Source organism: Pseudomonas sp. GD04019, assembly GCF_029837695.1.
Classification (GTDB): Bacteria; Pseudomonadota; Gammaproteobacteria; order Pseudomonadales; family Pseudomonadaceae; genus Aquipseudomonas.
The window spans coordinates 386,965-413,519 of the sequence record NZ_JAOEEA010000002.1 but is presented as its reverse complement, the minus strand read 5'-3'; the positions used below and the strand labels follow the sequence as shown (position 1 = coordinate 413,519).

Annotated in this window: 24 protein-coding genes; 14 read left to right on the top strand and 10 right to left on the bottom strand. The window is 63.7% G+C overall.

Translation table 11 applies throughout. From position 1 onward, the window contains the following. Positions 1 to 13 precede the first annotated feature (13 nt). Positions 14 to 811: a transporter substrate-binding domain-containing protein gene (locus tag N7607_RS04645; RefSeq protein WP_279868335.1), complete on the top strand. Its 798-nt coding sequence runs from the start codon at positions 14 to 16 to the stop codon at positions 809 to 811. A 14-nt stretch (positions 812 to 825) separates the two neighbouring features. On the opposite strand, the gene N7607_RS04640 is transcribed toward N7607_RS04645, so the two are convergent. Further along, a complete protein-coding gene (locus N7607_RS04640) occupies positions 826 to 1,245 on the bottom strand; it encodes an Lrp/AsnC family transcriptional regulator (protein ID WP_279868336.1) in 420 nt (139 codons plus the stop codon). 123 nt (positions 1,246 to 1,368) lie between these two features. Between N7607_RS04640 and yjeH the strand changes: the two genes are divergently transcribed. Both yjeH and N7607_RS04630 read left to right on the top strand, forming a co-directional pair. Beyond that, positions 1,369 to 2,634, top strand: coding sequence for an L-methionine/branched-chain amino acid transporter (gene yjeH, locus N7607_RS04635; RefSeq protein ID WP_279868337.1), 1,266 nt, complete (start codon positions 1,369 to 1,371; stop codon positions 2,632 to 2,634). Positions 2,635 to 2,694: 60 nt separating this feature from the next. Beyond that, positions 2,695 to 4,026 carry a TAXI family TRAP transporter solute-binding subunit gene (locus tag N7607_RS04630; RefSeq protein ID WP_279868338.1) on the top strand — a complete coding sequence of 444 codons (1,332 nt, stop codon included), beginning with the start codon at positions 2,695 to 2,697 and terminating at the stop codon, positions 4,024 to 4,026. 51 nt (positions 4,027 to 4,077) lie between these two features. On the opposite strand, the gene N7607_RS04625 is transcribed toward N7607_RS04630, so the two are convergent. Continuing rightward, a complete protein-coding gene (locus tag N7607_RS04625; protein WP_279868341.1) occupies positions 4,078 to 5,679 on the bottom strand; it encodes a M28 family peptidase in 1,602 nt (533 codons plus the stop codon). A gap of 272 nt (positions 5,680 to 5,951) precedes the next feature. On the opposite strand from N7607_RS04625, the gene yejK reads away from it, so the two are divergent. Both yejK and N7607_RS04615 read left to right on the top strand, forming a co-directional pair. After that, positions 5,952 to 6,959: a nucleoid-associated protein YejK gene (yejK, locus tag N7607_RS04620; protein WP_279868342.1), complete on the top strand. Its 1,008-nt coding sequence runs from the start codon at positions 5,952 to 5,954 to the stop codon at positions 6,957 to 6,959. A 1-nt stretch (position 6,960) separates the two neighbouring features. Then, the gene (locus N7607_RS04615; RefSeq protein WP_279868343.1) at positions 6,961 to 7,302 is read left to right on the top strand and encodes a glutaredoxin family protein; all 342 of its coding nucleotides are present in this window, start codon (positions 6,961 to 6,963) and stop codon (positions 7,300 to 7,302) included. Between the two features lie 17 nt (positions 7,303 to 7,319). Here N7607_RS04615 and N7607_RS04610 read toward each other — a convergent pair whose 3' ends face one another. From N7607_RS04610 to N7607_RS04600, 3 genes are all read right to left on the bottom strand, one after another. Next, positions 7,320 to 8,255: a glutathione S-transferase family protein gene (locus N7607_RS04610; protein ID WP_279868345.1), complete on the bottom strand. Its 936-nt coding sequence runs from the start codon at positions 8,253 to 8,255 to the stop codon at positions 7,320 to 7,322. 63 nt (positions 8,256 to 8,318) lie between these two features. Further along, positions 8,319 to 8,618 carry a GIY-YIG nuclease family protein gene (locus tag N7607_RS04605; protein WP_279868347.1) on the bottom strand — a complete coding sequence of 100 codons (300 nt, stop codon included), beginning with the start codon at positions 8,616 to 8,618 and terminating at the stop codon, positions 8,319 to 8,321. A 40-nt stretch (positions 8,619 to 8,658) separates the two neighbouring features. Further along, positions 8,659 to 9,129, bottom strand: coding sequence for a nuclear transport factor 2 family protein (locus tag N7607_RS04600; RefSeq protein WP_279868369.1), 471 nt, complete (start codon positions 9,127 to 9,129; stop codon positions 8,659 to 8,661). 95 nt (positions 9,130 to 9,224) lie between these two features. Between N7607_RS04600 and N7607_RS04595 the strand changes: the two genes are divergently transcribed. After that, the gene (locus N7607_RS04595; protein ID WP_279868370.1) at positions 9,225 to 10,184 is read left to right on the top strand and encodes a helix-turn-helix domain-containing protein; all 960 of its coding nucleotides are present in this window, start codon (positions 9,225 to 9,227) and stop codon (positions 10,182 to 10,184) included. A 53-nt stretch (positions 10,185 to 10,237) separates the two neighbouring features. Here the strand turns inward: N7607_RS04595 and N7607_RS04590 are convergent, their stop codons facing one another. From N7607_RS04590 to N7607_RS04575, 4 genes are all read right to left on the bottom strand, one after another. Then, complete coding sequence (locus N7607_RS04590) at positions 10,238 to 10,999, bottom strand: amino acid ABC transporter ATP-binding protein (protein WP_137971161.1); 762 nt, start codon at positions 10,997 to 10,999, stop codon at positions 10,238 to 10,240. 12 nt (positions 11,000 to 11,011) lie between these two features. After that, the gene (locus tag N7607_RS04585) at positions 11,012 to 12,109 is read right to left on the bottom strand and encodes an amino acid ABC transporter permease (protein ID WP_279868371.1); all 1,098 of its coding nucleotides are present in this window, start codon (positions 12,107 to 12,109) and stop codon (positions 11,012 to 11,014) included. 10 nt (positions 12,110 to 12,119) lie between these two features. Beyond that, on the bottom strand, positions 12,120 to 13,304 hold the full coding sequence (locus N7607_RS04580; protein WP_279868373.1) for an amino acid ABC transporter permease: 1,185 nt from the start codon (positions 13,302 to 13,304) through the stop codon (positions 12,120 to 12,122). A gap of 97 nt (positions 13,305 to 13,401) precedes the next feature. After that, positions 13,402 to 14,430, bottom strand: a complete 1,029-nt coding sequence (locus N7607_RS04575; RefSeq protein ID WP_137971158.1) for an amino acid ABC transporter substrate-binding protein — start codon at positions 14,428 to 14,430, stop codon at positions 13,402 to 13,404. A 390-nt stretch (positions 14,431 to 14,820) separates the two neighbouring features. Here N7607_RS04575 and N7607_RS04570 point away from each other — a divergent pair, with 390 nt between their 5' ends. The 7 genes from N7607_RS04570 (at position 14,821) to radC (ending at position 22,768) form a co-directional block, all read left to right on the top strand. Further along, positions 14,821 to 15,483, top strand: coding sequence for an alpha/beta hydrolase (locus tag N7607_RS04570; protein ID WP_279868375.1), 663 nt, complete (start codon positions 14,821 to 14,823; stop codon positions 15,481 to 15,483). A 239-nt stretch (positions 15,484 to 15,722) separates the two neighbouring features. Further along, the gene (locus N7607_RS04565; RefSeq protein WP_279868377.1) at positions 15,723 to 16,661 is read left to right on the top strand and encodes a GGDEF domain-containing protein; all 939 of its coding nucleotides are present in this window, start codon (positions 15,723 to 15,725) and stop codon (positions 16,659 to 16,661) included. Positions 16,662 to 16,764: 103 nt separating this feature from the next. Then, the gene (locus tag N7607_RS04560; RefSeq protein WP_279868379.1) at positions 16,765 to 17,916 is read left to right on the top strand and encodes a membrane dipeptidase; all 1,152 of its coding nucleotides are present in this window, start codon (positions 16,765 to 16,767) and stop codon (positions 17,914 to 17,916) included. A gap of 87 nt (positions 17,917 to 18,003) precedes the next feature. Continuing rightward, positions 18,004 to 19,428, top strand: a complete 1,425-nt coding sequence (gene rhlB / locus N7607_RS04555; protein ID WP_279868380.1) for an ATP-dependent RNA helicase RhlB — start codon at positions 18,004 to 18,006, stop codon at positions 19,426 to 19,428. A gap of 218 nt (positions 19,429 to 19,646) precedes the next feature. Next, complete coding sequence (locus tag N7607_RS04550; RefSeq protein ID WP_001062689.1) at positions 19,647 to 20,846, top strand: site-specific integrase; 1,200 nt, start codon at positions 19,647 to 19,649, stop codon at positions 20,844 to 20,846. After that, entirely contained in the window at positions 20,843 to 21,907 is a 1,065-nt protein-coding gene (locus N7607_RS04545; protein ID WP_003092331.1) for a PDDEXK nuclease domain-containing protein, read from the top strand. The genes N7607_RS04550 and N7607_RS04545 overlap by 4 nt, the downstream gene beginning before the upstream one ends. Positions 21,908 to 22,258: 351 nt before the next feature. Next, on the top strand, positions 22,259 to 22,768 hold the full coding sequence (radC, locus tag N7607_RS04540; RefSeq protein ID WP_003092330.1) for a DNA repair protein RadC: 510 nt from the start codon (positions 22,259 to 22,261) through the stop codon (positions 22,766 to 22,768). A 66-nt stretch (positions 22,769 to 22,834) separates the two neighbouring features. Here radC and N7607_RS04535 read toward each other — a convergent pair whose 3' ends face one another. Beyond that, positions 22,835 to 25,138, bottom strand: coding sequence for an AAA family ATPase (locus tag N7607_RS04535; RefSeq protein WP_006379607.1), 2,304 nt, complete (start codon positions 25,136 to 25,138; stop codon positions 22,835 to 22,837). A gap of 545 nt (positions 25,139 to 25,683) precedes the next feature. Between N7607_RS04535 and N7607_RS04530 the strand changes: the two genes are divergently transcribed. After that, on the top strand, positions 25,684 to 26,511 hold the full coding sequence (locus tag N7607_RS04530) for a DUF932 domain-containing protein (protein ID WP_003092327.1): 828 nt from the start codon (positions 25,684 to 25,686) through the stop codon (positions 26,509 to 26,511). Positions 26,512 to 26,555: the final 44 nt, after the last annotated feature.

The window sequence follows — 26,555 nt, the reverse complement described above, 5'->3', positions numbered from 1 at the left end:
CCCGGGAGTGCCCATGCGCTGGAAAACCCTGCTGACGATCTGCTGCCTGTCCTGGTGCCTGAGCACCCAGGCGGAACCGCGCGAGCTGCAGATCAGCGTCGGCGACTGGCCGCCCTACCTGTCCCAGGACTTACGCCACAGCGGCGTGATCGCCCACATCATCAGCGACCTGTTCGCCGAGGAGGGCTACACCGTCAGCTTCCGCTTCCTGCCCTGGCCGCGTGCGTATTCGGCGGCCGCCGCGGGCAAGTTCGACGCCACCGGCGTGTGGATGCACAAGGACGAGCGCGAGGCGGACTTCCTGTTCAGCGCGCCGCTGCTCGACGAGCAATTCGTGTTCTTCCATCTCAAGTCGCTGCCCTTCGATTGGCGCAGCTTCGACGACCTCGCCGGCATGACCCTGGGCGGCGGCCTGGAATACAGCTACGGGCCGAAGTTCGACGCCTTCCTGGCGCAGGGCAAGGTGAAGATGGAGCGCGTCTCCAGCGACCAGCAGAACTTCGAGAAGCTGCTCAAGGAACGCATCGTGCTGTACCCGCAGGAGGTGAACGTCGGCTACGCCGCCCTGGCCCGTCACTTCACCCCCGCCGAGCGCGCCCGTATCACCCACCACCCGGTGCCGCTGCTGGTCAACCGCAGCTACCTGATGCTGCCGAAAAGCCTGGCCGGTAGCGAAGACCTGCTGCTGCGCTTCAACCAGCGCCTGCAGGTATTCCGCGACAGCGGCCGCTACGACCGCTACTTCCGCGACCTGCAGGCGGGCAAGTACATGCTCACCGAGGAAGAGGCGACCCAGGCGTCGACCCGATAGGTCTCAGCCCCTCGTTACATTGCCCACTCGTTGACCACCATGTGCGTCTTCACCCGCTGCATGCCGGGGAAGCTCTCGATCACCCCGCGAATCTCGGCCAGGCGCGCCATGCTGGCCGCCTCGACCTGCACCAGCATGTCGGTCTCGCCGCTGATGCCGCAGCACTGGCGGATCTCCGGGTAGACGCGCATGCGCTCGACGTAATCCTGGCAGCGGCCGTCCGTATAGAACAGTTCGAGGAAGGCCTTGACCCCACCACCGACAGGATCGGCCACCTGGGCGTGGTAGCCGCGGATCACCCCGCTCTGCTCCAGCTGGCGAATGCGCTCGCCGACCGCCGAACGCGACAGGCTGATTTCGCGGGCGATCTGGCTGACGGAGGTACGCGCATCCTGGCGCAGCAGGGCGATGATCTGGCGATCGAACTTGTCCACGGTGGTTCTCGACGGCAGGCAGTTTGACGGTGGATTCCGCCAGTTTGCCGGTGAACGGCGGCGACCTGCTCGAGGCGGCGCGCTTAACATGGCGGGATCGAAAGGAAGGAGCGAGCATACATCATGAGCCGGCTGAACAAGGAATTGGGCCTGCTGCAAGGTATCGCCCTGCTCAGTACCTCGCTGCTGGGCACCGGCATCTTCGTGGTGCCCGCGCTGGCCGCCACCGCCGCCGGCAGTGCCTCGCTCTGGGCCTGGCTGATTCTGATCGCCCTGGTGTTGCCGGTGGCTTTCACCTTCGCCCAGCTGGGCAAGCGCTTCCCCCACGCCGGCGGCGCGCCGCACCTGATCGGACGGGCCTTCGGCGCGCGCATGGAAAGGCTGATCGCCTTCCTGTTCCTCGCCGTACTGCCGGTCGGCCTGCCGGCCGCGCTGAATATCGCCACCGGCTTCTGGCAAGCGGTGCTGCCGATCGGCAAAGGCGAGGCGCTGCTGATCCAGTTCGTCACCCTCGGCGCCATGTTCCTGCTCGGCCAGCGTCCGGCCCGGGCCAGCGGCCTGGTGCAGGGGCTGATCGCCCTGGCGATTCTCGGCACGGTCGGCCTGGTCTGGTGGGTCGGCGATCTGCCACTGGCCAGCCAGCCTCTGCTGCCGGAAATCGACGATTCCTGGCACCTGATCCCTACAGCGCTGGGCGTGATGTTCTGGTGCTTCGTCGGCATCGAGGCCTTCACCCACCTGGGCGAGGAGTTCAAGCACCCGCAGCGCGACTTCCCCCTGGCCCTGTTGCTCGGTGTGCTGCTGGCCGGCCTGGTGTACTGGGGCTTCTCGGTGGCGGTACTGAGTTTCGGCGTGTACGGCGACGTGCACAGCGACGCCGCCTCGCTGCCGCGGCTGATGCACATGCTGCTCGGCGACGAGGCGCGCTGGCTGGTAGCCGCGGTTGGCTACCTGGCCTGCTTCGCCTCGATGAACGTCTATGTGCAGGGCTTCGCCCGGCTGATCTGGAGCCTGGCCGACGAAGGCAAGCTGCCCTCCGCGCTCGCGCCCCTCAACCGCCACGGTGTACCGGCCCGCGCCCTGCTGGTGGTGGTGCTGATCTGCTGCCTGTGCGCCACTCTGGCCGCCGTGATGCAGCTGTCGGTGGACGATCTGATCCGCTACGCCAACGGCAACTTCGTCGTCGTCTACCTGCTCAGCATGGCTGCCGGCTGGGTCCTGCTGCGCGGCTTCTGGCGCTGGGTCGCCGGCTTCAGCACCCTGCTCTGCGGCCTGGTGCTGGTGGCCCTGGGCGTGGAGGCGCTGTATGCCCTGGGTCTGCTGGTGCTGCTGGCAGCGCTGGGCTACTGGCACGATCGACGCGGAGCGGTTCTCGCCTCGCGCGGCTGAACGGTGAGCGAGCGGCCCCGGCCGGCTATCCTCTGCCAGGGATAGCCACAAGGACCGACCATGCGCCGCATTCTCCGCGACCTGAAAATCCTCATCCTCGCCAACCTGTGGATAGTGCCGGTTCTGGCCGGCCTGGTTGGTGCGCTGTTCTACTTCGTCGCCCCGCCGCCACCCATGCATGCGCGCATGGCTACCGGCGCTCCCGGTGGCGGCTACCACGCCTTCGCCGAACGCCTGCGGGCCGAGCTGGAGCAGCAGGGTTTCGAGCTGGAGCTGGTGCAGAGCCAGGGCTCGCGTGACAACCTGGCCAAGCTGGGCGAAGGCTCGGTCGAACTGGCCCTGGTGCAGAGCGGCCAGGAGCTGACCCTGGATACCGAGGCGCGGGACAAGCTGGCCGGCCTTGGCGTGATGTACCGCGAGCCGCTGTGGCTGTTCACCGGGCGCAAGGTGAAGTTCGAGCGCCTAGCCGACCTGATGAAACTGCGCCTGGCCATCGGCTCGGAAGACAGCGGCACCCAGGCGGTAGCCGCCGCCCTGTTCGCCGCCAACCGCATCGAGCCGGGCGCCTACCCCGAACAGTGGCAACAACTGGGCGGCAGTCGCGCCGCCGATGCGCTGGTGAAGGGTGAGCTGGACGCCGCCTTCTTCGTCGGCCCGGCGGAGAACCCGCTGATCCAGCGTCTGGCCGCCGAGCCCGAGCTGCGCCTGGTCAGCCTGCGCCGCACCGAGGCCTACCTGGCGCGCCTGCCCTACCTGAGCCGCCTGGAAGTCGGCGAAGGCATGCTGGACATGGCGCGCAACACCCCGGAGCGCGACATCGTCACCCTCGGCCCGGTGGCCACCCTGGTGGCCGGCGAGAGTTTCCATCCCTCGCTGACCCCGCTGATTCTGGAGGCAACCAAGACCGTGCTGAAGAACGGCAGCCTGCTCGACCCGGCCGGCAGCTATCCGGCGCGCCCGCCGCTGTCGCTGCGGACCCTGAGCGAGGCCGACTATTACTACGACAAGGGCCTGCCGATCCTGCAGCGCTACCTGCCGTTCCGCATCGCCTCGCTGGCCGACCGCTACATCATCCTGGCCATTCCGCTGCTGGTGCTGCTGTTCCCGCTGTTCAAGGCCATCGGCCCGATCTACCAGTGGCGCATCCGGGCGCGCATCTACCGCTGGTACAAGCACCTGCGCGAAATCGACCAGCAGTTGTACAAGGGCAGCCTGAACGGCGATATCGGCGCCGAGATCGAGCGCCTGGAGAAGCTGGAGGACGAGCTGGCGCGGGTCGAGGTGCCGCTGTCCTACTCCAGCGAGCTGTACGAGCTGCACATGCACCTGCGCTACATGATCGAACGCCTGCATGCGGTGCAGCGCCGCCAGGCGTCAGCAGCGGTGCAATGAAAAAGCCCCGCCAAGGCGAACCGTGGCGGGGCTTTCGTCAACAGGCGTGGATCACTTGATCCAGTGCTTGCCCCAGTGGGTGATGTCGTAGGCCTGGGCGGCGCGCTTCAGGCTCTTGCCTGCCGTGCCCGCCGCGATCTCATCATCGATTGCCTTGGTGGAATGCGACAGCCAGCTGGTGACGAAGGCCATGGCGTCGCCGTTGATCTCCAGCGCACGCATGTCGATGTTGCCCAGGTTGTCGCAGGCCGCGTGGTAGCACGGATCGAGGGCGATGCCGGCAGTACCGCCGTAACGCGCGGCCTGCTCCTCGGTCTTCAGCTCCTCGGCGCCGGTGAACAGGCCGCCGAAGGCGATGCCGTCGGTGAAGAACTGCGCGTAGTCGGAACGGAAGGTGATCTCGTCACCCTCGAACGGCAGGCCACGCAGCTTGTAGTACTCCTCGAACAGCTTCTCGATGGCCGCGGAACCGGGTGGGCCTTCCAGGCCGAAGGCGGAACCGTCGCCGTCATAGATGAAGTAGCCGAAGTTCGGCGAGGCGATCATGTCGAAGTTCAGGTAGGCCTTGATCTTCGCCTTCTCTTCCGGCGGCAGCTGGGTCACGTAGTAGGTCGAACCCACCAGCCCCGACTCCTCGGCGCCCCACCAGGCGAAGCGCAGCTTGTTGGTCGGCCTCACCTTGCGGAGCTGCACGGCCAGCTCCAGCAGCGCGGCGCTGCCCGAACCGTTGTCGTTGATGCCAGCACCCTCGAATACCGAGTCCAGGTGCGCACCGGCCATCACCACGTTGTTCGGGTTGCCATGCTTCGATTCGGCCACCAGGTTTTGGGTCTGGGTGCGCTCGCGCACCACGTCGGTGACCATGCGTACCTGCAGGTCAGCCGTCTGGGCCAGACCCACACCCACGTCATAGGTGGTGAACAGCACCGGAATGCCACCGGCATAGGCATCGCCCAGGGTGGCGTTGATCAGGCCCTTGCGGTCCTCGGTGTCACCCTGGTTGAACACCACCACACCGACCGCGCCGGCGTTGGCGGCGTTCTCGGCCTTGATCGCGAAGTTGCAGCTGCCGCGTTGCAGCAGGGCGATGGAGCCGGCCGGGAAGCCGGTGAAATCGGCCTCCTCGCAGCCGCTGCTGGAGGTGTTGCCGGCGCCGAGGGCGATGTCCACCGGCACCACGGTGCTGGTGATGTCACCGGCATCGGTCTGCGACAGGTAGGTGAAGTCCACCTCCCACTCGAAGGTCTCCGGGCTCGGCGCCACGGCCTGCAGCGTGCCCGGGCCTTGCGGGTAGAAGGCGCTGAACGGGAAGGCCTGCAGCGTGACCCGGTAACCGGCGCGCTCCAGGGTTTCCTTCACGTAGTTCAGCGAGCCGTCGTAACCCGGCAGGCCGGCGGCACGGTTGCCGCCGTTGGCCAGGGCCACGTCGTGCAGCATCTGCAGATGCTGATTGGTGTTCTGCGCCTGCATGCAGCGTGGCAGCAGCAGAGGTGAGCTATTGAGAAGGCCGGCGCGGCACTCCAGCGGGCCGAGGCGAGTCGGGCTCCAGAGTTTGTCGAAGACTTGCGAGAGATCCTGAGGTCCGGCGGCGAGCGCCGGGGCGGCCGCGGAGGCCAGGAGAGAAGCAAACAGCAGCTTTTTCTTGTAATGCATGGGGTCTTTCTCCAATCCGTGTTTGGAGCAAATGGATGCGGCGGCGCTTGTGGCGCCACCGCGGGCCGTCCCTTTACTGCGTCGTGTGGACGAAAAAACAGTAGACGTACATTTCTCAAGAAGCGAAGCGGGTAGCGACTTTTATCCGAAATATTGCGGTGGATCACCGAAGATGCCGGCACTAAGCCATCACCCGACCGGGCAGAGACCCGCCACGGGCCGTTGTCGGGTAGACTCCTCGCCCTGTTCCGAACCACCGAAGACCGATACCCATGCCGATCCGCCACTGCATCGTCCACCTGATCGACAAGAAGCCCGACGGCTCGCCGGCCGTGCTGCACGCACGCGACTCCGAGCTCGCCGCGTCGCAGGCCATGGAGAATCTGCTGGCCGATCTCAACGAGAGCTACAACGCCAAGCAGGGCAAGGCCTGGGGCCTGTTCCACGAGGAATCCGGCGCCTACCCGTTCAGCGGCTGGCTGAAGGCCTACCTGGACGGCGAGCAGGACTTCACCGCCTTCAGCCGCCAGGCCGTGGAGCAGCTGCAGAAGCTGATGGAGGAATCCAACCTGTCCACCGGCGGCCACGTGCTGCTGGCGCACTACCAGCAGGGCATGACCGACTACCTGGCCATCGCCCTGCTGCACCACAGCGAAGGCGTGACGGTGACCGAAGCGCTGGACGTGGCACCGGCCAAGCATCTGGACCTCAGCCAGCTGCACCTGGCGGCGCGCATCAACATCTCCGAGTGGCGCAACAACGCCAACTCCAAGCAGTACATCTCGTTCATCAAGGGCAAGAACGGCAAGAAGGTCTCGGACTACTTCCGCGACTTCATCGGCTGCCAGGAAGGCGTGGATGCGCCGAGCGAGACCCGCACCCTGCTCAAGGCCTTCAGCGACTTCGTCGAGAGCGAGGACATGGCCGAGGAGCAGGCCCGCGCCAAGACCGAGACGCTGGTCGACTACGCCACCAGCCAGGCCAAGATCGGCGAGCCGATCACCCTCGACGAGCTCTCCGGGCTGATCGACGAGGACCGCCCGCGCGCCTTCTTCGAGCACATCCGCAACAAGGATTACGGCATGGCCCCGGAATTTCCGGCGGACAAGCGCACCCTCAGCCAGTTCCGCCGCTTCACCGGCCGCGCCGAGGGCCTGTCGATCAGCTTCGAGGCCCACCTGCTGGGTTCGAAGATCGAATACGACGAGGCGCGCGACATGCTGATCATTCGCCAGGTGCCGACCCAGCTGAAGGATCAACTCAAGCGTCGCAAGGACTGACATGGGCAAACGGATTTTCATCCTGCTGGCGCTTCTCGCCGCCTGGCAGAACTGGGAGCGCATCGAGACCTTCACCGGCCTGAAGCCGGCGCCACAGTCGGCCGCAAGCAACGCGAACGCGCCAGTGGTGCTCTATGCCACCGCCTGGTGCGGCTACTGCGCCAAAACCCGCAGCTTCCTCGCCGAACAGGGCATTCGCTACACCGAGTTCGATATCGAAAAATCCAGCGAGGGCCGCCGCGCCTACGATGCACTCAACGGCCAGGGCATTCCGCTGCTGACCATCGGTGACACCGTGATCCGCGGTTACAACCCGGAAGGCATCAAGGCGGCGCTCCGCTAGCGCCGCCTTGATATCGGCTACAGCGCCTCGATGCGGAAGCCCAGGCGCGGGAAGTGCACATGCACCACGCCCGCGCGCTCGTCCTCGCGGCGCAGGATCAGCTCCTCGGCGCCGGCGAACAGCAGCTCGCCCTCCACCGGATCGACGCCATAGTCAGTAGCCGCGATCTTCACCCGCTGGCCGGCCTGGAAACCGTTGGGCTCGGCGAATTGCTCATCCGGCAGGGCCGCCGGGGTCGCCGCGCGAGCGATCTCTATAGCCTCTTCTGCAGTGAGCGCGCTGGAGGCGCCATGGCCGAAGCCGAGCACGCGGCCCAGCCAGGCACTGACATTGGGATAGGCGTCGACCAGCGGCGCGGTGACCGGGGTGCCCTTGAGGAACCACAGGCAGTGGGCCAGGGAGAAGTCGGCCAGCGACGGCTCGCCGAACAGGAAGTCGCCCTCCTCGCGCGCCAACTGCTGCTCGACGCGGGCCATGATGCCCGGCCAGTTGTGCTTGGCGATTTCCGCCGGCAGGCGCGTGGCGCTACCACCGCTGAACAGACCGGCGCGATCGGCGATAAAGGCCTTGACCGCCTCCGGCGGCAGCTTGGCGAAGCGCAGCGCCACGGATTCGGGCTGGAACACCAGGCTCACCGCATGCTGGAACACCACCGAATCGACCCACTGGGCGAAGCTGGCGACGACGAATTCCTGGCCTTCCGGGAACAGCGCCGGGACGCTCTTCTCGGCCTCCAGGCGGCGGGCGATCAGTGCGGTGTCGCAATAGATGTCCGCGCCGATCTGCAGCACCGGCGTCTTGCGGTAACCGCCGGTCAGGGCCAGCAGGTCGGGCTTGGGCATCACCGCCGGGATCATCACCGAGCGCCAGGACAACTGCTTGAAGCCCAACAGCAGGCGGCCCTTTTCAGCGAACGGCGAGGTCGGGTAGTGGTGCAGGATCAACTCGTGCATGACGGGCTCCGCGTCAGTGTGGATGGGCCAGCTTAACTCCACGGCCGGCACCGGCCTACCCATTCAGACTGATAGCGGGCTATCAGCTTCTTCCATGATGAAGGCAGCCACCAGGCGCTCCTTGGCGGTCTTGGCCAGCGCCTTGATCGCCCGCTCACGGCGCAGCGCGGCGCTCTTGTCCGCACAGCTCTCGATATACACCAGCGCCTGCGCCGGGCTGGAGTGGAAGAAGCGCGCGCCCTTGCCGCTGCGGTGCTGCGCGAAGCGCCGCTGCGGATCGTCGCTGATGCCGCAGTACAGCGCGCCGTTCTCGGCACGCACCAAGTAGACGGACCAGGGCTTGGCAGGAGGTGTATCGGTCATGGCTCGGCAGCGCAATACAAGGCCGCCGAGCTTACGCCAGTCAGCGCCCGGCCTGCCAGGCGCGCAACCCACCCATGGCTTGTTTGCGGATGGCGTCCTGCACCGGTGCCAGCCAGCCGAGCAGCACGCCCTTGGCACCCAGGGCCTGGCGCGCCCAGCGCCACAGATCGAAGCGGTCGCGGTGCTCGACGATCTTGCCGCCCGCGAAGCGGAAACTGGCCTCGATGTGGTTCTCCACCATGCGCCCGGTCTGGCTGAACAGGTAGGTCGCCACCCAGCGCGCGCGCCCCTGCTGCTCGTCCGCCTCGAGCACCTCGTAGGTCAGGGAGAACTGCTTGGCGCGGGCGCAGAGCATGCGCCACATATCGGCGGCGTCCGTGCCCTGCAGATCGCGGAACACCGGGTCGGAGAACTCGATAGTGTCGGCGTAGCAGGCGGCCATGGCCTCGGCATCCTGGCGCTGGAAGGCCTGGTAGAAACGGTCGATCAGTTCGGCATTGGGGTGGGCCATGGGCTGCTGCTCCAATTGGTGATGGGCAGAGTATGGCCGCGCAGAAGACGACCGGCGATTGGCGATAAAGACAACTTTGTGTCAATAATCGCCACATGATCCGTATCGCCCTCTATACCTGCCCGCAGACCGTGCTCTCCAGCCTGAGCATGGCCGACGACGCCTTTCGCCTGGCCAACCAGTTGGCCGGCGATGCGCTGTTCGCGCTGCAGCGGGTTAGCGCCGATGGCCAACCGGTGCAGCTGGGTTACGCGCAGCTGCGGGTGGATGGCGACCTGAGCCTGGCCGAGCGCGCCGACCTGCTGCTGATTCCCGCTACCGGCAGCGCGCTCGATCGAACGCTGGAACACAACGCAGCCCTGCTCGTCTGGCTGGCCGCCCGACCGCAGCACCAGCAGCTGGCCAGCCTGTGCAGCAGCGCCTGCCTGCTGGCCGCCGCAGGCCAGCTGGACGGCCGCCGCGCCACGACCCACTGGGCGCTGGCGGATAACTTCCGCCAGCGCTTCCCCAGGGTGCGCCTGCAGATCGACCAGCTGTTCACCGAGCACGACAACCGCTTCTGCTCTGGCGGCGCCCAGGCCGGTCTCGACCTGTGCCTGCACCTGATCGCCGTGCACGGCGGCGACTGGCTGGCGCAGCGCGTAGCCGGCGCCCTGGTGGTAGAGCGCGAGCGCGGCCAGCAATCGCGCTTCGCCCCGCTGCTGCCACTCGCCGGGCAGGACGACCCGCTGATCGCCCCGCTGCTGCGCTGGCTGCAGCAGCACCACGCCCACGCCATCGACCTGCCGCTGTTGGCCGAACGCGCCAATTGCTCCACGCGTACCCTGCTGCGCCGCTTCAAGGCGGCCACCGGGCTGACACCCAACGACTATCTGCAACGCCTGCGCATCAGCGCCGCGCAGAGCGCCCTGCGCAACCCGGCGCGCTCGCTGGAGCATGTCGCCGCCCAGGTCGGCTACGCCGATCGCGCCACCTTCGCCAAGCTGTTCAAACAGCTGTGTGGCGAGACGCCCGGCGCCTTCCGCAAGCGCCTGCGCCAACCGCTCGCTGAATAGCGCGCAAAGAAAAAGGAGCCCGAAGGCTCCTTTCTTTTTTACGGCTGCGCAGATCAGTGCAGGATCTGGCCGAGGAACAGCTTGGTCCGCTCGTTCTGCGGGTTGTCGAAGAACGCGTTGGGCTCGTTCTGTTCGACGATCTCGCCGCGGTCCATGAAGATCACCCGATCGGCCACGGTGCGGGCGAAGCCCATCTCGTGAGTCACGCAGAGCATGGTCATGCCGTCCTGGGCCAGGCCAACCATGGTATCCAGCACTTCCTTGACCATTTCCGGGTCGAGGGCCGAGGTCGGCTCGTCGAACAGCATGATCTTCGGCTTCATGCACAGCGCACGGGCGATGGCCACGCGCTGCTGCTGGCCGCCGGAGAGCTGGCCCGGGTACTTGTGCGCCTGCTCGGGAATGCGCACGCGCTCGAGGAAGTGCATGGCGATTTCTTCCGCCTTGCGCTTGGGCATCTTGCGTACCCACATCGGCGCCAGGGTGCAGTTTTGCAGCACGGTCAGGTGCGGGAACAGGTTGAAATGCTGGAACACCATGCCCACTTCGCTGCGGATCGCCTCGATGTGCTTGAGGTCGCTGGTCAGCTCGGTGCCATCGACGACGATGCGCCCCTGCTGATGCTCCTCCAGGCGGTTGATGCAGCGGATGGTGGTGGACTTGCCGGAACCCGACGGGCCGCATAGGACGATGCGCTCGCCCTGCTGCACATTGAGGTTGATGTCCTTGAGTACGTGGAACTGGCCGTACCACTTGTTCACGCCCTGCAGCTGAATGATCGGCTCGGCCGCGGCTTCTTTCTTAACTTCGGTCATGGTCTATGACTCCTAACGCTTGTGGCCGGTGTCCAGCTTGCGCTCCAGGCGCATGGAATAGCGGGACATGCCGAAACAGAAGATCCAGAACACCAGGGCGGCGAACACGTAGCCCTCGGTCGCCATGCCCAGCCAGGCCGGGTCGGTGGTGGCTTGCTTGATACTGTTGAGCAGGTCGAACAGGCCGATGATGATCACCAGGCTGGTGTCCTTGAACAGGGCGATGAAGGTGTTGACGATGCCCGGGATCACCAGCTTGAGCGCCTGCGGCAGGATCACCAGCCCCATCATCCGCCAGTAGCCCAGGCCCATGGCCGCGGCCGCCTCGTACTGCCCCTTGGGGATGGCCTGCAGGCCGCCACGTACCACTTCGGCGATGTAGGCGGATTGGAACAGGATCACCCCGATCAGGGCGCGCAGCAGCTTGTCGAAGGACAGGCCTTCCGGCAGGAACAGCGGCAGCATCACCGAGGACATGAACAGCACGGTGATCAGCGGCACGCCGCGCCAGAACTCGATGAAGGTCACGCAGATCACGCGGATCGCCGGCATCTTCGAGCGCCGGCCCAGGGCCAGCAGGATGCCCAGCGGCAGCGCGCCGGCGATGCCGACGGCGGCGATCACCAGGGTCAGCATCAGGCCGCCCCACTGGCTGGTCTCCACCTCGGTCAGGCCGAGGAAGCCACCGTGCAGCAGCCAGAAGGCCAGCAGCGGGTAGACGACCAGGAACAGCAGCCCGTAGCTGGCCTTGCGCGGCATCGCCGGGATGAACAGCGGCGCCGCGCCGATCACCGCCAGCCACACGGTCAGATCCACGCGCCAGCGCAGCTCCTCCGGGTAGAAGCCGTACATGAACTGGCTGAAGCGCTCCTTGATGAACACCCAGCAGGCGCCCTCACCGGTGCAGTCGGCGCGGGTGGTGCCGGTCCAGTCGGCCTGGAACACCGCCCACTTCAGCAGCGGCGGCACGATCAGCCAGACCAGGTAGATGGCCAGCAGGGTCAACAGGGTGTTGAACCAGCTGGAGAACAGGTTGGACCGCAGCCAGCCGACCACACCCACGCTCATGCGGGGCGGCGGCAGACTCGGACGGAATTGATGGACTTCCATGCGCTTCTCCTTACCGCTCGATCAGCGCGATGCGCTTGTTGTACCAGTTCATCAGGATCGAGATGCTGATGCTGATGGCCAGGTACACGCTCATGGTGATGGCGATGACCTCGATGGCCTGGCCGGTCTGGTTCAGGGTCGTACCGGCGAACAGCGAGACCATGTCCGGGTAGCCGATACCGGCCGCCAGCGACGAGTTCTTCACGATGTTCAGATACTGGCTGGTCAGCGGCGGAATGATCACGCGCAGGGCCTGCGGCACTATCACCAGGCGCAGGGTCTTGCCGGCCGGCAAGCCGAGCGAGCGCGCCGCCTCGGTCTGGCCGTGGCTCACCGCCTTGATCCCGGAACGCACGATCTCGGCGATGAAGGCCGCGGTATACACGGTCAACGCCAGGGTCAGCGCCATCAGTTCGGGAATCAGCACCCAGCCACCGCGGAAGTTGAAGCCCTTGAGCTCCGGCACCGTCCAGTGGAAGGGATCACCGAACGCCAGCATGGCCAGCCCCGGCAGGCCAACTATCAGTACCAGGCTGCTGATCAGCGTCGGGAAGCCCTGGCCGGTGGCCTCGAAGCGCTGACGCGCCCAGCGGGCCATGAACCAGATTGCCGCCAGCGCCAGCACCAGGGCGATGAAGAACGGCCAGAAGCCTTCGGCCATGGTCGGCGACGGCATGTTCAGGCCACGGTTGCTGAGGAAGAAGGTGTCGCCGAGGCTGAGGCTCTGCCGCGGGCCGGGCAGCGGCAGGAATACGGCGAAGTACCAGAAGAAGATCTGCAGCAGCGGCGGGATGTTGCGGAAGGTCTCGATATAGATGGTGGCCAGCTTGCTGATCATCCAGTTGGGCGACAGCCGCGCCACGCCGAGGATGAAGCCAAGAATGGTGGCGAACACGATGCCGATGCCCGCCACCAGCAGGGTGTTGAGCAGGCCGATGACGAACACCCGGCCGTAGCTGTCGCTCTCCTGATAGTCGATCAGGTGCTGGGGGATGCCGAAGCCGGCGCTCTGCTCCAGGAAGCCGAAGCCGGAGATGATCCCGCGCTGGGCGAGGTTGTGCTGGGTGTTGTGGAACAGGTACCAGCCGATGGCCACGACGGCGACCACGGCAATAATCTGGAATAGCCAGCCGCGCACCTGCGGGTCGGTCCAGACCGACGTGCGCGGGCGCGAAATATTGGCAGGATTTGGCATAACGGCCCTCATAGAAACTCCGCGCCCGTGGATTGCGGCGCGGAGTTCGTTAACTCAGGAACACCATCGCCCCACGAGGGGGCGATGGCAAAGGGGATCAGCGCACCGGCGGTGCGTACTGCATGCCACCTTTGTTCCACAGGGCATTGAGACCACGCTCGATCTTCAGCTCGCTGCCGGCACCGACGTTGCGATCGAAGATTTCGGCGTAGTTACCGACTTGCTTGACGATCTGCACGGCCCAGTCCTTCGGCAGTTTCAGATCCTTGCCGAAATCACCCTCTGCGCCCAGCAGGCGAGCGATGTCCGGGTTCTTGGTGGACTTGGCCATTTCTTCCACGTTGGCGGAAGTCACGCCCAGCTCCTCGGCGTTGAGCTGTGCGTACAGGCTCCAGCGCACGATGTCGAACCACTCTTCGTCACCCTGGCGTACGGACGGGCCGAGCGGCTCCTTGGAGATCACTTCCGGCAGCACGACGTAGTCGTCCGGCGCGGCCAGCTTGATGCGCTGGGCGTACAGCTGCGACTGGTCGGAGGTCAGCACGTCGCAACGGCCGGACTCCAGCGACTTGGCGCTTTCGTCGGAGGTATCATAGGTGATGGGGGTGTACTTCAGGCCATTGGCGCGGAAGTAGTCGGCCAGGTTCAGCTCAGTGGTGGTACCGGCCTGGATGCACACGGTGGCGCCGTCCAGTTCCTTGGCGCTGGAAACGCCGAGCTTCTTGTTCACCAGGAAGCCTTGACCGTCGTAGTAGGTCACGCCGGTGAAGTTCAGGCCCATGGCCGCATCACGCGAGCTGGTCCAGGTAGTGTTGCGCGACAGCACGTCGACTTCGCCGGATTGCAGCGCGGTGAAGCGCTCCTTGGCGGTCAGCGGGCTGAATTTCACTTTGGAGGCATCACCGAATACGGCAGCAGCCACGGCACGGCAGATGTCCACGTCGATCCCCAGGTAGTTACCCTTGGCGTCGGCGTAGGAGAAACCGGGCAAACCATCGCTGATACCGCACTGCACGTAGCCTTTCTTCTTCACCGCATCCAGGGTCGCACCTGCATGAGCGAAACCGCTCACACCGAGCACCGCAGCCGTGGTCAGTACTGCCAGGGTGGATTTCACCATCTTCATCAAAACCTCCAAGTGTTCTTGTTTGGTCGAGTCTCGGTCCTGCCGCCGTACCCTTGTGAGGCACGTTCGATCCCGCCACCATGGCAGGATCAACCGGGGTGCGAACCTGAAGGGAGTCTAGATGCCGATCCGCAGACCGGCGAATGACCCTTTCATCTCCGTAGGTCTTACGGGAAAGAGACGCAGCAGATTTGTCCGGCTTCCGCTCTAGAACGGCCCCCGCCGGACCCGCTTCTTACAGCAAGGTGCGTACCAGTTTCGTGACCGGACGGTATTGATTGCAGGTCAAGAGGCAAACTTTTCCCTGTGCGACATCTTATTAAGTGATTCAACGAACCGAGAAAAGCATGAAGCACCAAAAATGCTCATGCGCACCATAATGGAGCAATCATGCAAGAAGCCCTGCTACTGGAGCCCGCAACCGCGGCCGATTCCTGCGTCATCTGGTTACACGGCCTGGGCGCCGATCGTTACGACTTCGAGCCGGTGGCCAAGATGCTGCAGCAGCAACTGCCCGCCACGCGCTTCGTGCTGCCCCAGGCGCCGACTCGGCCGGTGACCATCAACGGTGGCTGGTCCATGCCCAGTTGGTACGACATCCTGGCCATGAGCCCGGCGCGGGCCATCGACAAGGAACAGATGGAGACCTCGGCGCAGACCGTGATCGCACTCATCGAAGCCCAGCGCGACAGCGGCATCGACCCGGCGCGGATCGTTCTGGCCGGTTTCTCCCAAGGCGGCGCGGTGGTCTATCACACCGCCTTCCTGCGCTGGCAGGGTCCGCTGGGTGGGCTGCTGGCCTTGTCCACCTATGCCCCAACCTTCCCCGAGGAGATGCAGGTGGAAGCGTCACGCCGTCAGTTGCCGGTGCTGTGTCTGCACGGCAGTCAGGATGACGTGGTGCCCAAGTTCATGGGCCGCGCCGCCCATGACGCGCTGGCCGCCCAGGGCGTGCCGGTTGCCTGGCGGGAATACCCGATGGGCCACGAAGTGATGCTGGAGGAAATCCAGGACATCGGCGCCTGGCTGAAACAGGTGCTGAAAGTCGGATAGTGGCGTCAAGGCTTCGTCGAGAAGCCCCGGCAATTCGCTAAGTTAGACTGGAAAGGTCAAGCGGCCGGCGGTCGGGGCAACCCCGTCCATCGCGTGTGACCGCTGGTCGGACCGCTCTAGCCCGAGGATTGCATAGGTAATATTGCGGAGCATAAGGTCGCTGCTAGGTGTTCGCCCTAGGACAGGGAGTGTTTCGCGATGCCCACCCGCAGCAGCCAGACAGGTTATTCATTCTCGCGATGAAAAATGCCAACTGGCAGCAGGATCTCCAGCAGATCAGCCAATTGCGACTGTTCCAGAACGTCGCCGCCAGCAGCCTGCAACAGCTGCTGCAGGAGTTTCGCGCCTGCGAACTGGAGGCCAGCGAGATCCTGCTGTCGCCCTTCAATCGCAACCAGCACCTCTATCTGCTGCTCGAGGGCGAGCTGAAGGTCTACCTCGGCTCCCTCGACAACCAGCCTGTCAGCACCCTGGCTCCGGGCGATTGCGCCGGCGAAATCAGCTTTATCGACAACGACCGCCCCTCGGCCTATGTGGTCGCCACCCAGCCCTCGCTGGTCCTGCGCCTGCACCGCGAGTCACTGATGAAGCTGTTCGACCAGTCGCCGGAGCTGATGCAGAACCTGCTGGAACTGCTCTGCGACCGGGTGCGCAAGGGCAACCGGATCATTCTCGACAGCGAACAGAACGCCAACGTCGACATCCTCACCGGCTGCTTCAACCGCCGCTGGCTGGAGCACGTGTACGAACGCGAGAGCACTCGCTGCGCCTTCAGCAACCAGCCGATGAGCATGCTCATGCTCGATGTCGACCACTTCAAGGCCTACAACGACCAGCATGGTCACCTGGCCGGCGACTACGCCCTGTGCCTGGTGGCGCACACCCTGCGCAACCAGCTGCGGCCGAAGGACAGCATGGTGCGCTATGGCGGCGAGGAGTTCGTCATCCTTCTGCCGGAGCTGGACGCCAGCGAGTCGCGCACCATCGGCGAGCGCCTGCGCCAAAGCCTGGAGCAGATCAGCTCGTTCTATTCGCCGGTCGGCATACTGCCCGGCGTTACCGTATCCATCGGCATGGCCCAGATGCAGGACAAGGACGGCCTGGAAAGCCTGATCGCGCGGGCCGATGCGGCCCTGTACAAGGCCAAGCAGCAGGGCCGCAATCGCCTGTTCGGCTGAGCAGGCTGGCCCGCCAAATCCCCCGGCGAAACCGCCAGCCCATCGCCACCCGCTGGCGCGTCTTGTTAGAGTCCGGCGCATAACAACAATGATCGGATGCCCCATGCGCAAGCTACTGCTCGTCCTGCTGATCCTCGTGCCGGTTATCTTCTTCACCATCCCCACCCTACTCGACCGCCAGGCGAACAGCGTGGCCACGCCCGCGCCCTACCCCGCCAGCGATTCCGCGGAAAGGCTGCACCAGACCCTGTTCGTCGCCGACCTGCACGACGATGCCCTGCTCTGGCAGCGCGACCTGCTGGAGCGCCACGACTATGGCCATTCGGACCTGCCGCGCCTGCTCGAGGGCCGCGTCGGCCTGCAGGTGTTCTCTACCGTCACCAAGACCCCACGCGGTATCAACTACGAAAGCAATGGCGCCGACAGCGACAACATCACCATCCTCGCCATGGCCCAGCGCTGGCCGCGGGAGACCTGGGGCAGCCTGCTGGCCCGCGCCCTGTACCAGGCCGACAAGCTCAAGCAGGCCGCGGCCGCCAGCGACGGCAAGCTGGTGCTGATCCATACCCGTGGCGAGCTGGCCGCCTACCTGCAGGCCTGGCAGCGCGATCCGCAGCGCCTGGCCACGGTGCTGGCCACCGAGGGCCTGCAGCCCATCGAGGGCAGGCTGGAAAACGTAGACCGCCTGTACTACGCCGGTTTCCGCATCGCCGGCCTGACCCACTTCTTCGACAACGAGGTCGGCGGCTCGGCCCATGGCCTGGAAAAAGGCGGCCTCACCCCGCTGGGCCGCCAGGTAATCGCCCGCCTGGAGGAGAAGCGCATGCTGGTCGACCTGGCCCACGCCTCCAAGCCGCTGATCGACGACGTGCTGGCCATCGCCACGCGCCCGGTGCTGGTCTCCCACACCGGCGTGGCCGGCACCTGTCCCGGCCCGCGCAACCTCACCGATGACCACCTGCAACGCATCGCCGCCACAGGCGGGGTGATCGGCATCGGCTACTGGGACGCCGCCGTCTGCGAGACCTCGGTCGGTGCCATCGTGCGCGCCATCCGCTATGCCGCAGACAAGGTCGGCGTCGCCCACGTGGCCCTGGGCTCGGACTTCAACGGCACGGTGCACACGCCTTTCGATACCACCGGCCTGGCGCAGATCACCGAGGGCCTGCAGCGCGCCGGCTTCAGCGACGCCGATATCGCCGCGATCATGGGCGGCAACGTGCGCGACCTGCTCCTGGCCAACCTGCCCGATTGACCGGCCGCAGCCCGCGCGGCACTTCGCCGCGCGGGCTTCTTGCTTTACACTGGCGGCCGTTCATTCCTTGACCAATACGAGACGGCCGTGCTCAAAGCACTCAAGAAAATCTTCAGCAAGGGCGAAGCCGAACAGCCCGCCAGCGTTACTCCCGCCAGCACTCCCAGCGTCCCCGCCAAACCGAGCGCCCCGCGCCATCCGCAACCGAAGGCGGATGCCGAAGCCAAAGCGCCGCGCGAAGCCAAGAAGCCGCGTGCCGACAAGCCGCGCCGCGAGCGCCCGGCCAAACCGGTGGACACCTGGAAGCTGGAAGACTTCGTGGTCGAGCCCGCCGAAGGCAAGACCCGCTTCCACGACTTCCGCCTGGCGCCTGAGCTGATGCACGCCATTCACGACCTCGGCTTCCCTTATTGCACGCCGATCCAGGCCCAGGTCCTCGGTCACACCCTGAAGGGCAAGGACGCCATCGGCCGCGCCCAGACCGGTACCGGCAAGACCGCCGCCTTCCTCATCTCCACCATCACCCAGCTGCTGCAGACCCAGCCGCCGAAAGAGCGCTACATGGGCGAGCCGCGCGCGCTGATCATCGCGCCGACCCGCGAGCTGGTGGTGCAGATCGCCAAGGATGCCGAGGCCCTGACCAAGTATACCGGCCTCAACGTCATGCAGTTCGTCGGCGGCATGGACTTCGACAAGCAGCTCAAGCAGCTGGAATCGCGCTACTGCGACATCCTCGTCGCCACTCCAGGCCGCCTGCTGGACTTCAACCAGCGCGGCGAAGTGCACCTGGACATGGTCGAGGTGATGGTGCTGGACGAAGCCGACCGCATGCTCGACATGGGCTTCATCCCGCAGGTCCGTCAGATCATCCGCCAGACCCCGATGAAGGGCGACCGCCAGACCCTGCTCTTCTCCGCGACCTTCACCGAGGACGTGATGAACCTGGCGCGGCAGTGGACGGTGAACCCGGCCATTGTCGAGATCGAGCCGGAAAACGTCGCCAGCGACACCGTCGAGCAGCACGTCTACGCCGTGTCCAGCCAGGACAAGTACAAGCTGCTGTACAACCTGGTGACGCAGAATGACTGGCAGCGGGTGATGGTGTTCGCCAACCGCCGCGACGAGGTGCGCCGCATCGAGGAGAAACTGATCCGCGACGGCGTCAGCGCCGCGCAGATGTCCGGCGATGTGCCGCAGCACAAGCGGATCAAGACCCTGGAAGGCTTCCGCGAAGGCAAGATCCGCGTGATGGTCGCCACCGACGTGGCCGGCCGTGGCATCCACGTCGACGGCATCAGCCACGTGATCAACTTCACCCTGCCGGAAGTGCCGGACGACTACGTGCACCGCATCGGCCGAACCGGCCGCGCCGGCGCCAGCGGCACCTCGATCAGCTTCGCCGGTGAGGACGACGCCTTCGCCCTGCCGCCGATCGAAGAGCTGCTCGGCCGCAAGATCAATTGCGAGATGCCGCCGGAAGAGCTGCTCAAGCCGGTGCCGCGCAAGCACTGACCGGCAGCCCATAAAAAAGCCCGCTCGACGCGGGCTTTTTTGTTTCACGATGACTCCAGCCCGGTAGTTCGCTGGACTGCGACGTAGCCCGATACAGCAGGTTTATCAATAGCTTACGCGCTTCCATCATATGCCGGTGCTTTCTGAAACTTGACCCGGTTCTCCCTCGCGCCGCTCCTATCTGGCTCCTGGAATCCGGGTCGTTCCAAGGAGTCATCATGGCAAAGATCAAGCTCACCAAGACCGCCGTAGAGTCGGCGCAACCCCAGGCGAAGGACATCGAACTACGGGATACCGTCGTGCCCGGCTTCCTTTGCAAGATTACCTCGACGGGACGCCGGGTGTTCATGCTCCAGTACCGCACGAACTCTGGCCAGCCCCGCAAGCCCTCGCTGGGACTCTACGGGGAGCTAACCGTCGAACAGGCGCGGGTCAAAGCGCAGGACTGGCTGGCCGAGGTTCGCCGGGGTGGTGATCCCGGCGGTGCCAAGGCCGAGGCGCGCAAGGCGCCCACGATGGCCGAGTTGTGCAAAAAGTTCATGGAGGACTACTCCAAGAAGCGCAACAAGGTCAGCACGCAGGACGGCTACCAGGGCGTCATCGACCGCAACATCATCCCGCTGCTGGGCCGCAAGAAGGTGCATGACGTGAAGCGGCCCGACATTGCGGGGCTCATGGAAAAGCTGGCCTACAAGCCGACCGAGGCCAACAAGACCTTCGGCGTGCTGCGCAAGATGTTCAACTTGGCCGAAGTCTGGGGCTTCCGCCCGGACGGCACGAATCCGTGCCGCCACGTCCCGATGTACCCGCCGGGCAAGGAAACCCGGCTCATCGTGGACGAGGAAATGGTGCGGATCTTCCGCCAGTTGGAGAAACTGGAGGCGGAGGGGCTGGAGAACTACGTCATCCCGTTGGCGATCCGGCTGCAATTCGAGTTTGCGGCGCGGCGCTCCGAAATCTGCCCGCTCGAATGGAGCTGGCTGGACTTCGAGAACCGGCGCGTGGTGTGGCCCGACAGCAAGGTTGGCGGCATTTCCAAGCCCATGAGCGAGGAAGCCTATCGGCTGCTTTCGACGGCGCCGCGTCTGGAAGGCTGCCCTTACGTCCTGCCGTCGCCGAACGACCCGGCCAAGCACCTGACCTTTGGCGAGCACTATGGCGGCTGGTGCCGGACGCTCAAGGCCGCCAGCGTGCCGCACGTAGGCACGCACGGCATCCGTCATCGCTCGACCACCGACATTGCCAATTCCGGTGTGCCGACCAAAGTGGGAATGAAGCTGACGGGCCACAAGACCGTGGCGATGTTCATGCACTACGTCCACACCGAGGACAAGCCGGTGCGCGAGGCGGCCGAGCTGGTGGCCAGCCGCCGCCAAGCCATCACGGGCGCGCGGCAGCTTGCGGAGGCGGTGGCATGAACGGGCGCCGGCCATCAGCAGCATCGCTCGCAGCGCCCGCGGCGCTGCTGGGCGACATTCGGGCACTGATCGAGGCGGCGCGCTTGCGCGCCGCCTCGACGGTGAATAGCGAGCTTACGATGCTCTACTGGCGCATCGGCCAACGCATCCACACGCAGGTCTTGGACAGGCGCCGGGGCGCCTACGGCAAGGAAGTTCTGCCCACCTTGGCTGCGCAGTTGGTGGAGGAGTACGGCAGCAGCTTTGCAGAGCAGAACTTGCGCCGCATGGTGCAGTTCGCCGCCACCTTCCCCGACGAGCGAATTCTCGTATCACTGATACGAGAATTGAGCTGGACGCACTTCATCGCCCTGATGCCGCTGAAAGACCCGCTCCAGCGGGACTACTACGCACAGATGGCCAGCACCCAACGCTGGAGCGTGCGGACGCTGCGCGAGCGTATCGACTCGATGCTGTACGAGCGCACGGCGCTTTCCCAAAAGCCGGAAGAAACCATAGCGCAGGAGTTGGCGACCCTGCGCGATGCGCAGCGCATGTCGCCGGCCCTGGTCATGCGCGACCCGTACATCCTCGACTTCCTGGGCCTGCGGGACACTTGGCAGGAAGGCGACTTGGAAGCGGCGATCATCCGTGAAATGGAGTCCTTCCTGCTGGAGCTGGGCGCGGGCTTCTCATTCGTCGCCCGGCAGAAGCGCATTCCGATCGACGACGAGGATTTCCACCTTGACCTTCTGTTCTACAACCGCAAGCTGCGGCGGCTGGTTGCGGTGGAGTTGAAGGTAGGTGACTTCAAGGCGGCCTACAAAGGGCAGATGGAGCTTTACCTTCGGTGGCTAGACAAGCACGAACGGGAGCCGGAGGAAGCCTCGCCGCTCGGGATCATCCTTTGCACCGGCAAGAAGCGCGAGCAGATCGAATTGCTGGAGCTGGACAAGTCCGGCATCCACGTTGCCGAGTATCTGACCGCCTTGCCGCCGAGGGGCGTGCTGGTGGAGCGGCTGCAACAGGCAACGCAACGGGCGCAGTTGCAAATCGAGCAGCGCAAGACGGACAACGAGTAGTCCTGTCCCAAGCAGTCGGGCGTCCCGGCGTGCCGCCGTCGCGCTGTCGTGCTGCGCATCGAGCTTCGCTGCGCGAGTCTCGCCCCTGTCGGGCTTCCATCACTGACGCCTCCGTCCCGGCTCGTTGATCCGGGCCTGCGCGCTCCGCTTGCCAAAAATCGACTCTGTGCAGTGGGCGGGTGTGGGCGGTCTTGCTGTTCCCTTCACCGTATCACGGCGTTCTCGCCGTCAAGGGCGGCGCGCGCCATGCGCGCTTGCGTCCTGGCGGCCGTCTGCGACCCCTGACTGCTTGCGCTGCGCCGTGCTGCCGCCGGTTCCGGGCAATTCCGCCCGAGCAACCGGAGCACGATCATGTCGCAACTGTCCTTTCCCTCGTTCGATTCCTGTCTGCTGGTGCGCGACGCGCACGGGCGCTATCTACCGGCATCGGCCGACGACATTCTGGAAGCTGCGCGCCAGGTCATTGACCGGAAAATGCGGCGCGGAGCAGAGTTCACTTCGCCGGCGGCGGTCAAGGAATACTTGCGTACAAAGTTGGCCAGCTTCGAGCATGAGGTGTTCGTAGTGCTGTTCATGGATACGCGCCATCGTCTGATCGAATACAGGGAGATGTTCCACGGCACTATTGACGGTGCGTCGGTGTATCCGCGCGAAGTGGTCAAGGAGGCGCTGCGGCTCAATGCGGCGGCGGTCGTCGTTTCGCACAACCATCCGAGCGGAAACCCCGAGCCGAGCGCGGCTGACCGGGCGCTGACCCAGCGGCTCAAGGAAGCGTTGGGTCTGGTGGACGTGCGCGTGCTCGATCACATCATCGTTGCGGGCAACGAAACGGCATCGTTCGCCGAGCATGGGCTGATCTAGCCCAAGGGGCTTCGGCCCCTTTTTGCTGCGCCTGGTGGCATAGCTATGGCCCTCGCGGCCTGATGCTCAGGCCGTCGCAACCTGAATCATCTCGTCGTAATGTTTCTTGTCCACCTCTTCCAGCCACTGGAAGATGTTCCCGATGACGCTGTGGCTTTCGCCTGCCAAGTTTTCTGCGGATTCCTCTGTTATCTCAATAACGTCGCTATGTGAATACTTATTGATAAAGCGGTAGATTTTTTCTTTAAGCTCTGGTGTCGTGATGGTGCAATCTTTTAGGCCAGCCTCCATCAATTGACTAATGTCGCTTCGACGCCTTGGATATTTGAAGGTGAAAAACGATTCAACAAGCTTTCGGGCGAGGTTGGCGGTCAAGAACGCCTCATCTCGATTGAGTGTTGTGTGCGCCCTATATTCGTAGAGCTTCTTGAAGATATAGTGGTACTCGGAACCGTAGTTCTTGAGTGAGTCGTCGGCATCCACAAGTAGGGAGTGACGAGGGGAGCCAGGTGGCGCATCCAGGCGATAAAAGAAGCAATTCTCGGCGTTGCCTTTTTTGACTCGATTCCTATTGGTGCCAGTGAACCAGTCTCTCACTAGCTTAAAGTAAGTGAAGTTGTGAGTCAGCACAAAAAGTTGCTTGGCTTCAGTGCATTGCGTTCTCAAAAACGAGTAGGCGTGAAACAAGTGATTAGAATCAAAGCTTGAGACCGGATCGTCAACGACGACGATCGTATCCTTGATGTTATTTCCATTTTCTTTGAGCTTCGTGATGAAATAGACAAATGCAATCGCAGTTTTCTCACCTTCGCTCAAATTCCCATCGTGCTCACCAACCCCGTTTCTGATGATCTCATAGCCTTTCTTCTTCTGATTGAAGTTCAGGCAAAGCTCAGAGCGGCCAATGAAGCGATGCAGGATGTCATTGAACTCCTTTGCCCCGACCGTTTCATTCGAGAGCGCCGCTTCTATGGCTCCGACCTCTAGACTAATTTTTTCAATTTCCTTATGGTCGTTCTTTGCTTCTGACTCAAGGTCATTGCACTTCTTCTCACTTCCAGCATAGTCAAACTCTTGCACCTCAGCCGCAGCAAAGTGAAGCTCCAGTGCCACCTTGCTTTTTGAGGTCTCAGATTTGAAATTTGAAGTCTTATTGTTGTGCTTTCCAACGAGAGCAACAATCGATTTCAGGATGTCATTGAAATTGGTGACATCGTCTTCAACCACATCCGAGATCTGAATGTCTGTCTTCCCAGGGTCTGTGATCTTGGCCTTCAGGGCTTCCCGCCAGGCGTCGATTTGCTGGTCGATCTTTTCAGCAGCAGTTGCGTAGTCCTTTTGAAGCTTCTCTGCCTCGGCCGATAGTTCTTTATAAAACTCGGTCGATGCGGGAAACTGATTAGCTGGAGCGCCTTGAGATTCAATCCATGTCGCCGCGTTCTGAAGTCGGCTCTGAAACTCCGTGAACTCCTTGCTGAAGTGGGCAGCAAGCGCCTCGGCACGAAGCTGGGCGAACGGAGAGCCGCAGAACTCGCAGGATTGCGAGTCGTGGTTTTTATGGATTTCCAAGCCTGCTTGAACCCATTCGCGGATTTCCGGGTTATCGGTCAGCCGCTGGATTGCTTGATTGACCGCCGTAGTCCCAATCAAATCTCTGATGCGGCCCGCCGCTTTCTTAAAGTAGTCCGGCTCAATGGCCGTTGAGGCGAAAGCAATGCTTGGAAGCTGATCTGGCTTGGCGGCATTCGTAAGGTCGATAACCCTCTCATCTGGAAGAACCGACTCCGCCTTGATAATTGTCTCGCCGTTATTCTGTATGAAGTTGAAGAGCTTGCGGCGGTCGTAATTCAAGTAATAACTGTCGCTCGTATCAATCGCCTGAAGTCCAAGCTTCATTTTCTTGGCAGCATTGGTCAGGAACTTCTCTAATGCCTCACGCTGCTTCTTGATATCGCTTTGCTTGTCGTCGTGAGCCTTCTTTTTCGACTGAAGCTCGCTCTTCAGCTTCTCCAGCTTCTGCAAGTCATCAATCTTCTCTTTCGCAATAAGAAGGATGCTCTTTACGGATTTGTCCCAATCAATGTTCTCATGCACGAAGCGTTGATTGAAAACATGAATATTCAATTGGGATGAGTGGAGTGTGGATTCCGTGATCGTTGAGCCATCCTCCAGAACTACTGAAAATTGGCCCGTGCTGAAGCGGGGAACCATCGAGCGAAGCTCAAAGCAAGAGAATAGATTCGATAACGTTGACTTGCCTGTTCCATTCCAACCATAGACCAGGTTGTACCGGCCGAACTTTTGGATCTTCGTTCCATTGAAGTCGCTGAAGATTCCGAACTGTTTGAGGCGGTTGATGCAGACAATCATCTCTATATCTCCGTGTTCTTGCTTTCCCATCATTTGCTTGCGAAACAAATGGTAAACGAAGAGTCCTCTTGCGTCTCCGCTTCGCGGATCGCGCTGCTCCAGGTTCGCTAGTCGCTCATCCCTGGCGGGACTGGCTTCGCCAGCCTTCCGCATCGCTGACGCCTACGGCCCGGCTTCCAGCTTCGGGCCTGCGCGCTTCGCTTGCGTGCGGTCAGCACAAAGGGATGGCCGTTGCCTTGTCCAGCCGTCTCCCCTGACTTCATCACCTTACCCGCGACCGTAGCCCGCGACCGTGTGCCGTCAAGGCGCGCAGGGCCGTGTCCTCGGCTGCGCCTGCGGGCCGCACCAACCCTGCGCTTGGCTCCTTGACGGCCCCCGTCCGCGCGCTCCTTTGGGCGCGGGCGATGAACTCAGGAAAGACGGTGGCAACAGGGCCAACCGGGTTCCTCGTGCCGACCGCACCAAACAGCCGAAAGGCTGGGCTCCGAATCTAGAAATCCGGTGTGCGGTGTGAACAGCAAACCTCTTTTGTCAGGAGAAAGACCATGCAACTCGCATCCCGTTTCGCTTTCCGCTCCCCCTCGCTGCGCAGCGATTACCCGCTGTCCGACGACCAGATTCACCGCGTGGCCCCGTCCATCTTCGCGGATGCCCCGCACGAGAGCCGTTCGCAGCGGTACGCCTATATCCCCACCGCCGCCGTGCTGACCGAGCTTCGCAAAGAAGGCTTCCAGCCTTTCATGGTGACGCAAACCCGCGTGCGCGACGAAGGCAAGCGCGAGCACACCAAACACATGATTCGCTTGCGCCATGCCAGCCAGATCAACGGCGCGGAGGCCAACGAAATCGTGCTGCTGAACTCGCACGACGGCACCAGCAGCTATCAGATGCTGGCCGGAATGTTCCGGTTCGTGTGCAGCAATGGCCTTGTCTGCGGCAACACCGTGGCCGATGTGCGAGTGCCCCATAAAGGCGACGTGGCCGGTCTGGTCATTGAGGGGGCTTACGAAGTCTTGAGCGGTTTCGATCGGGTGAAGGAATCGCGCGATGCCATGCGCGGCATCACCTTGGACGATGGCGAATCCGAAGTGTTCGCCCGCGCCGCGCTCGCCCTCAAGTACGACGACCCCGACAAGCCCGCGCCCATCACGGAATCGCAAATCCTGATGCCGCGCCGCTTCGACGACCGCCGCCCCGACCTGTGGAGCGTGTTCAACCGCACCCAAGAAAACCTGACCCAAGGCGGGCTGCGTGGCCGCAGCGCCAACGGGCGCCGACAGCAAACCCGCCCGGTGCAGGGCATCGACCAAAACATCCGACTAAATCGCGCCCTCTGGCTGCTGGCCGATGGCATGCGCCAGTTGAAAGCCTGAATCCCCACGCGGCAGGGGCAGGCAGCAGCCCTTGTCGCTTTCTT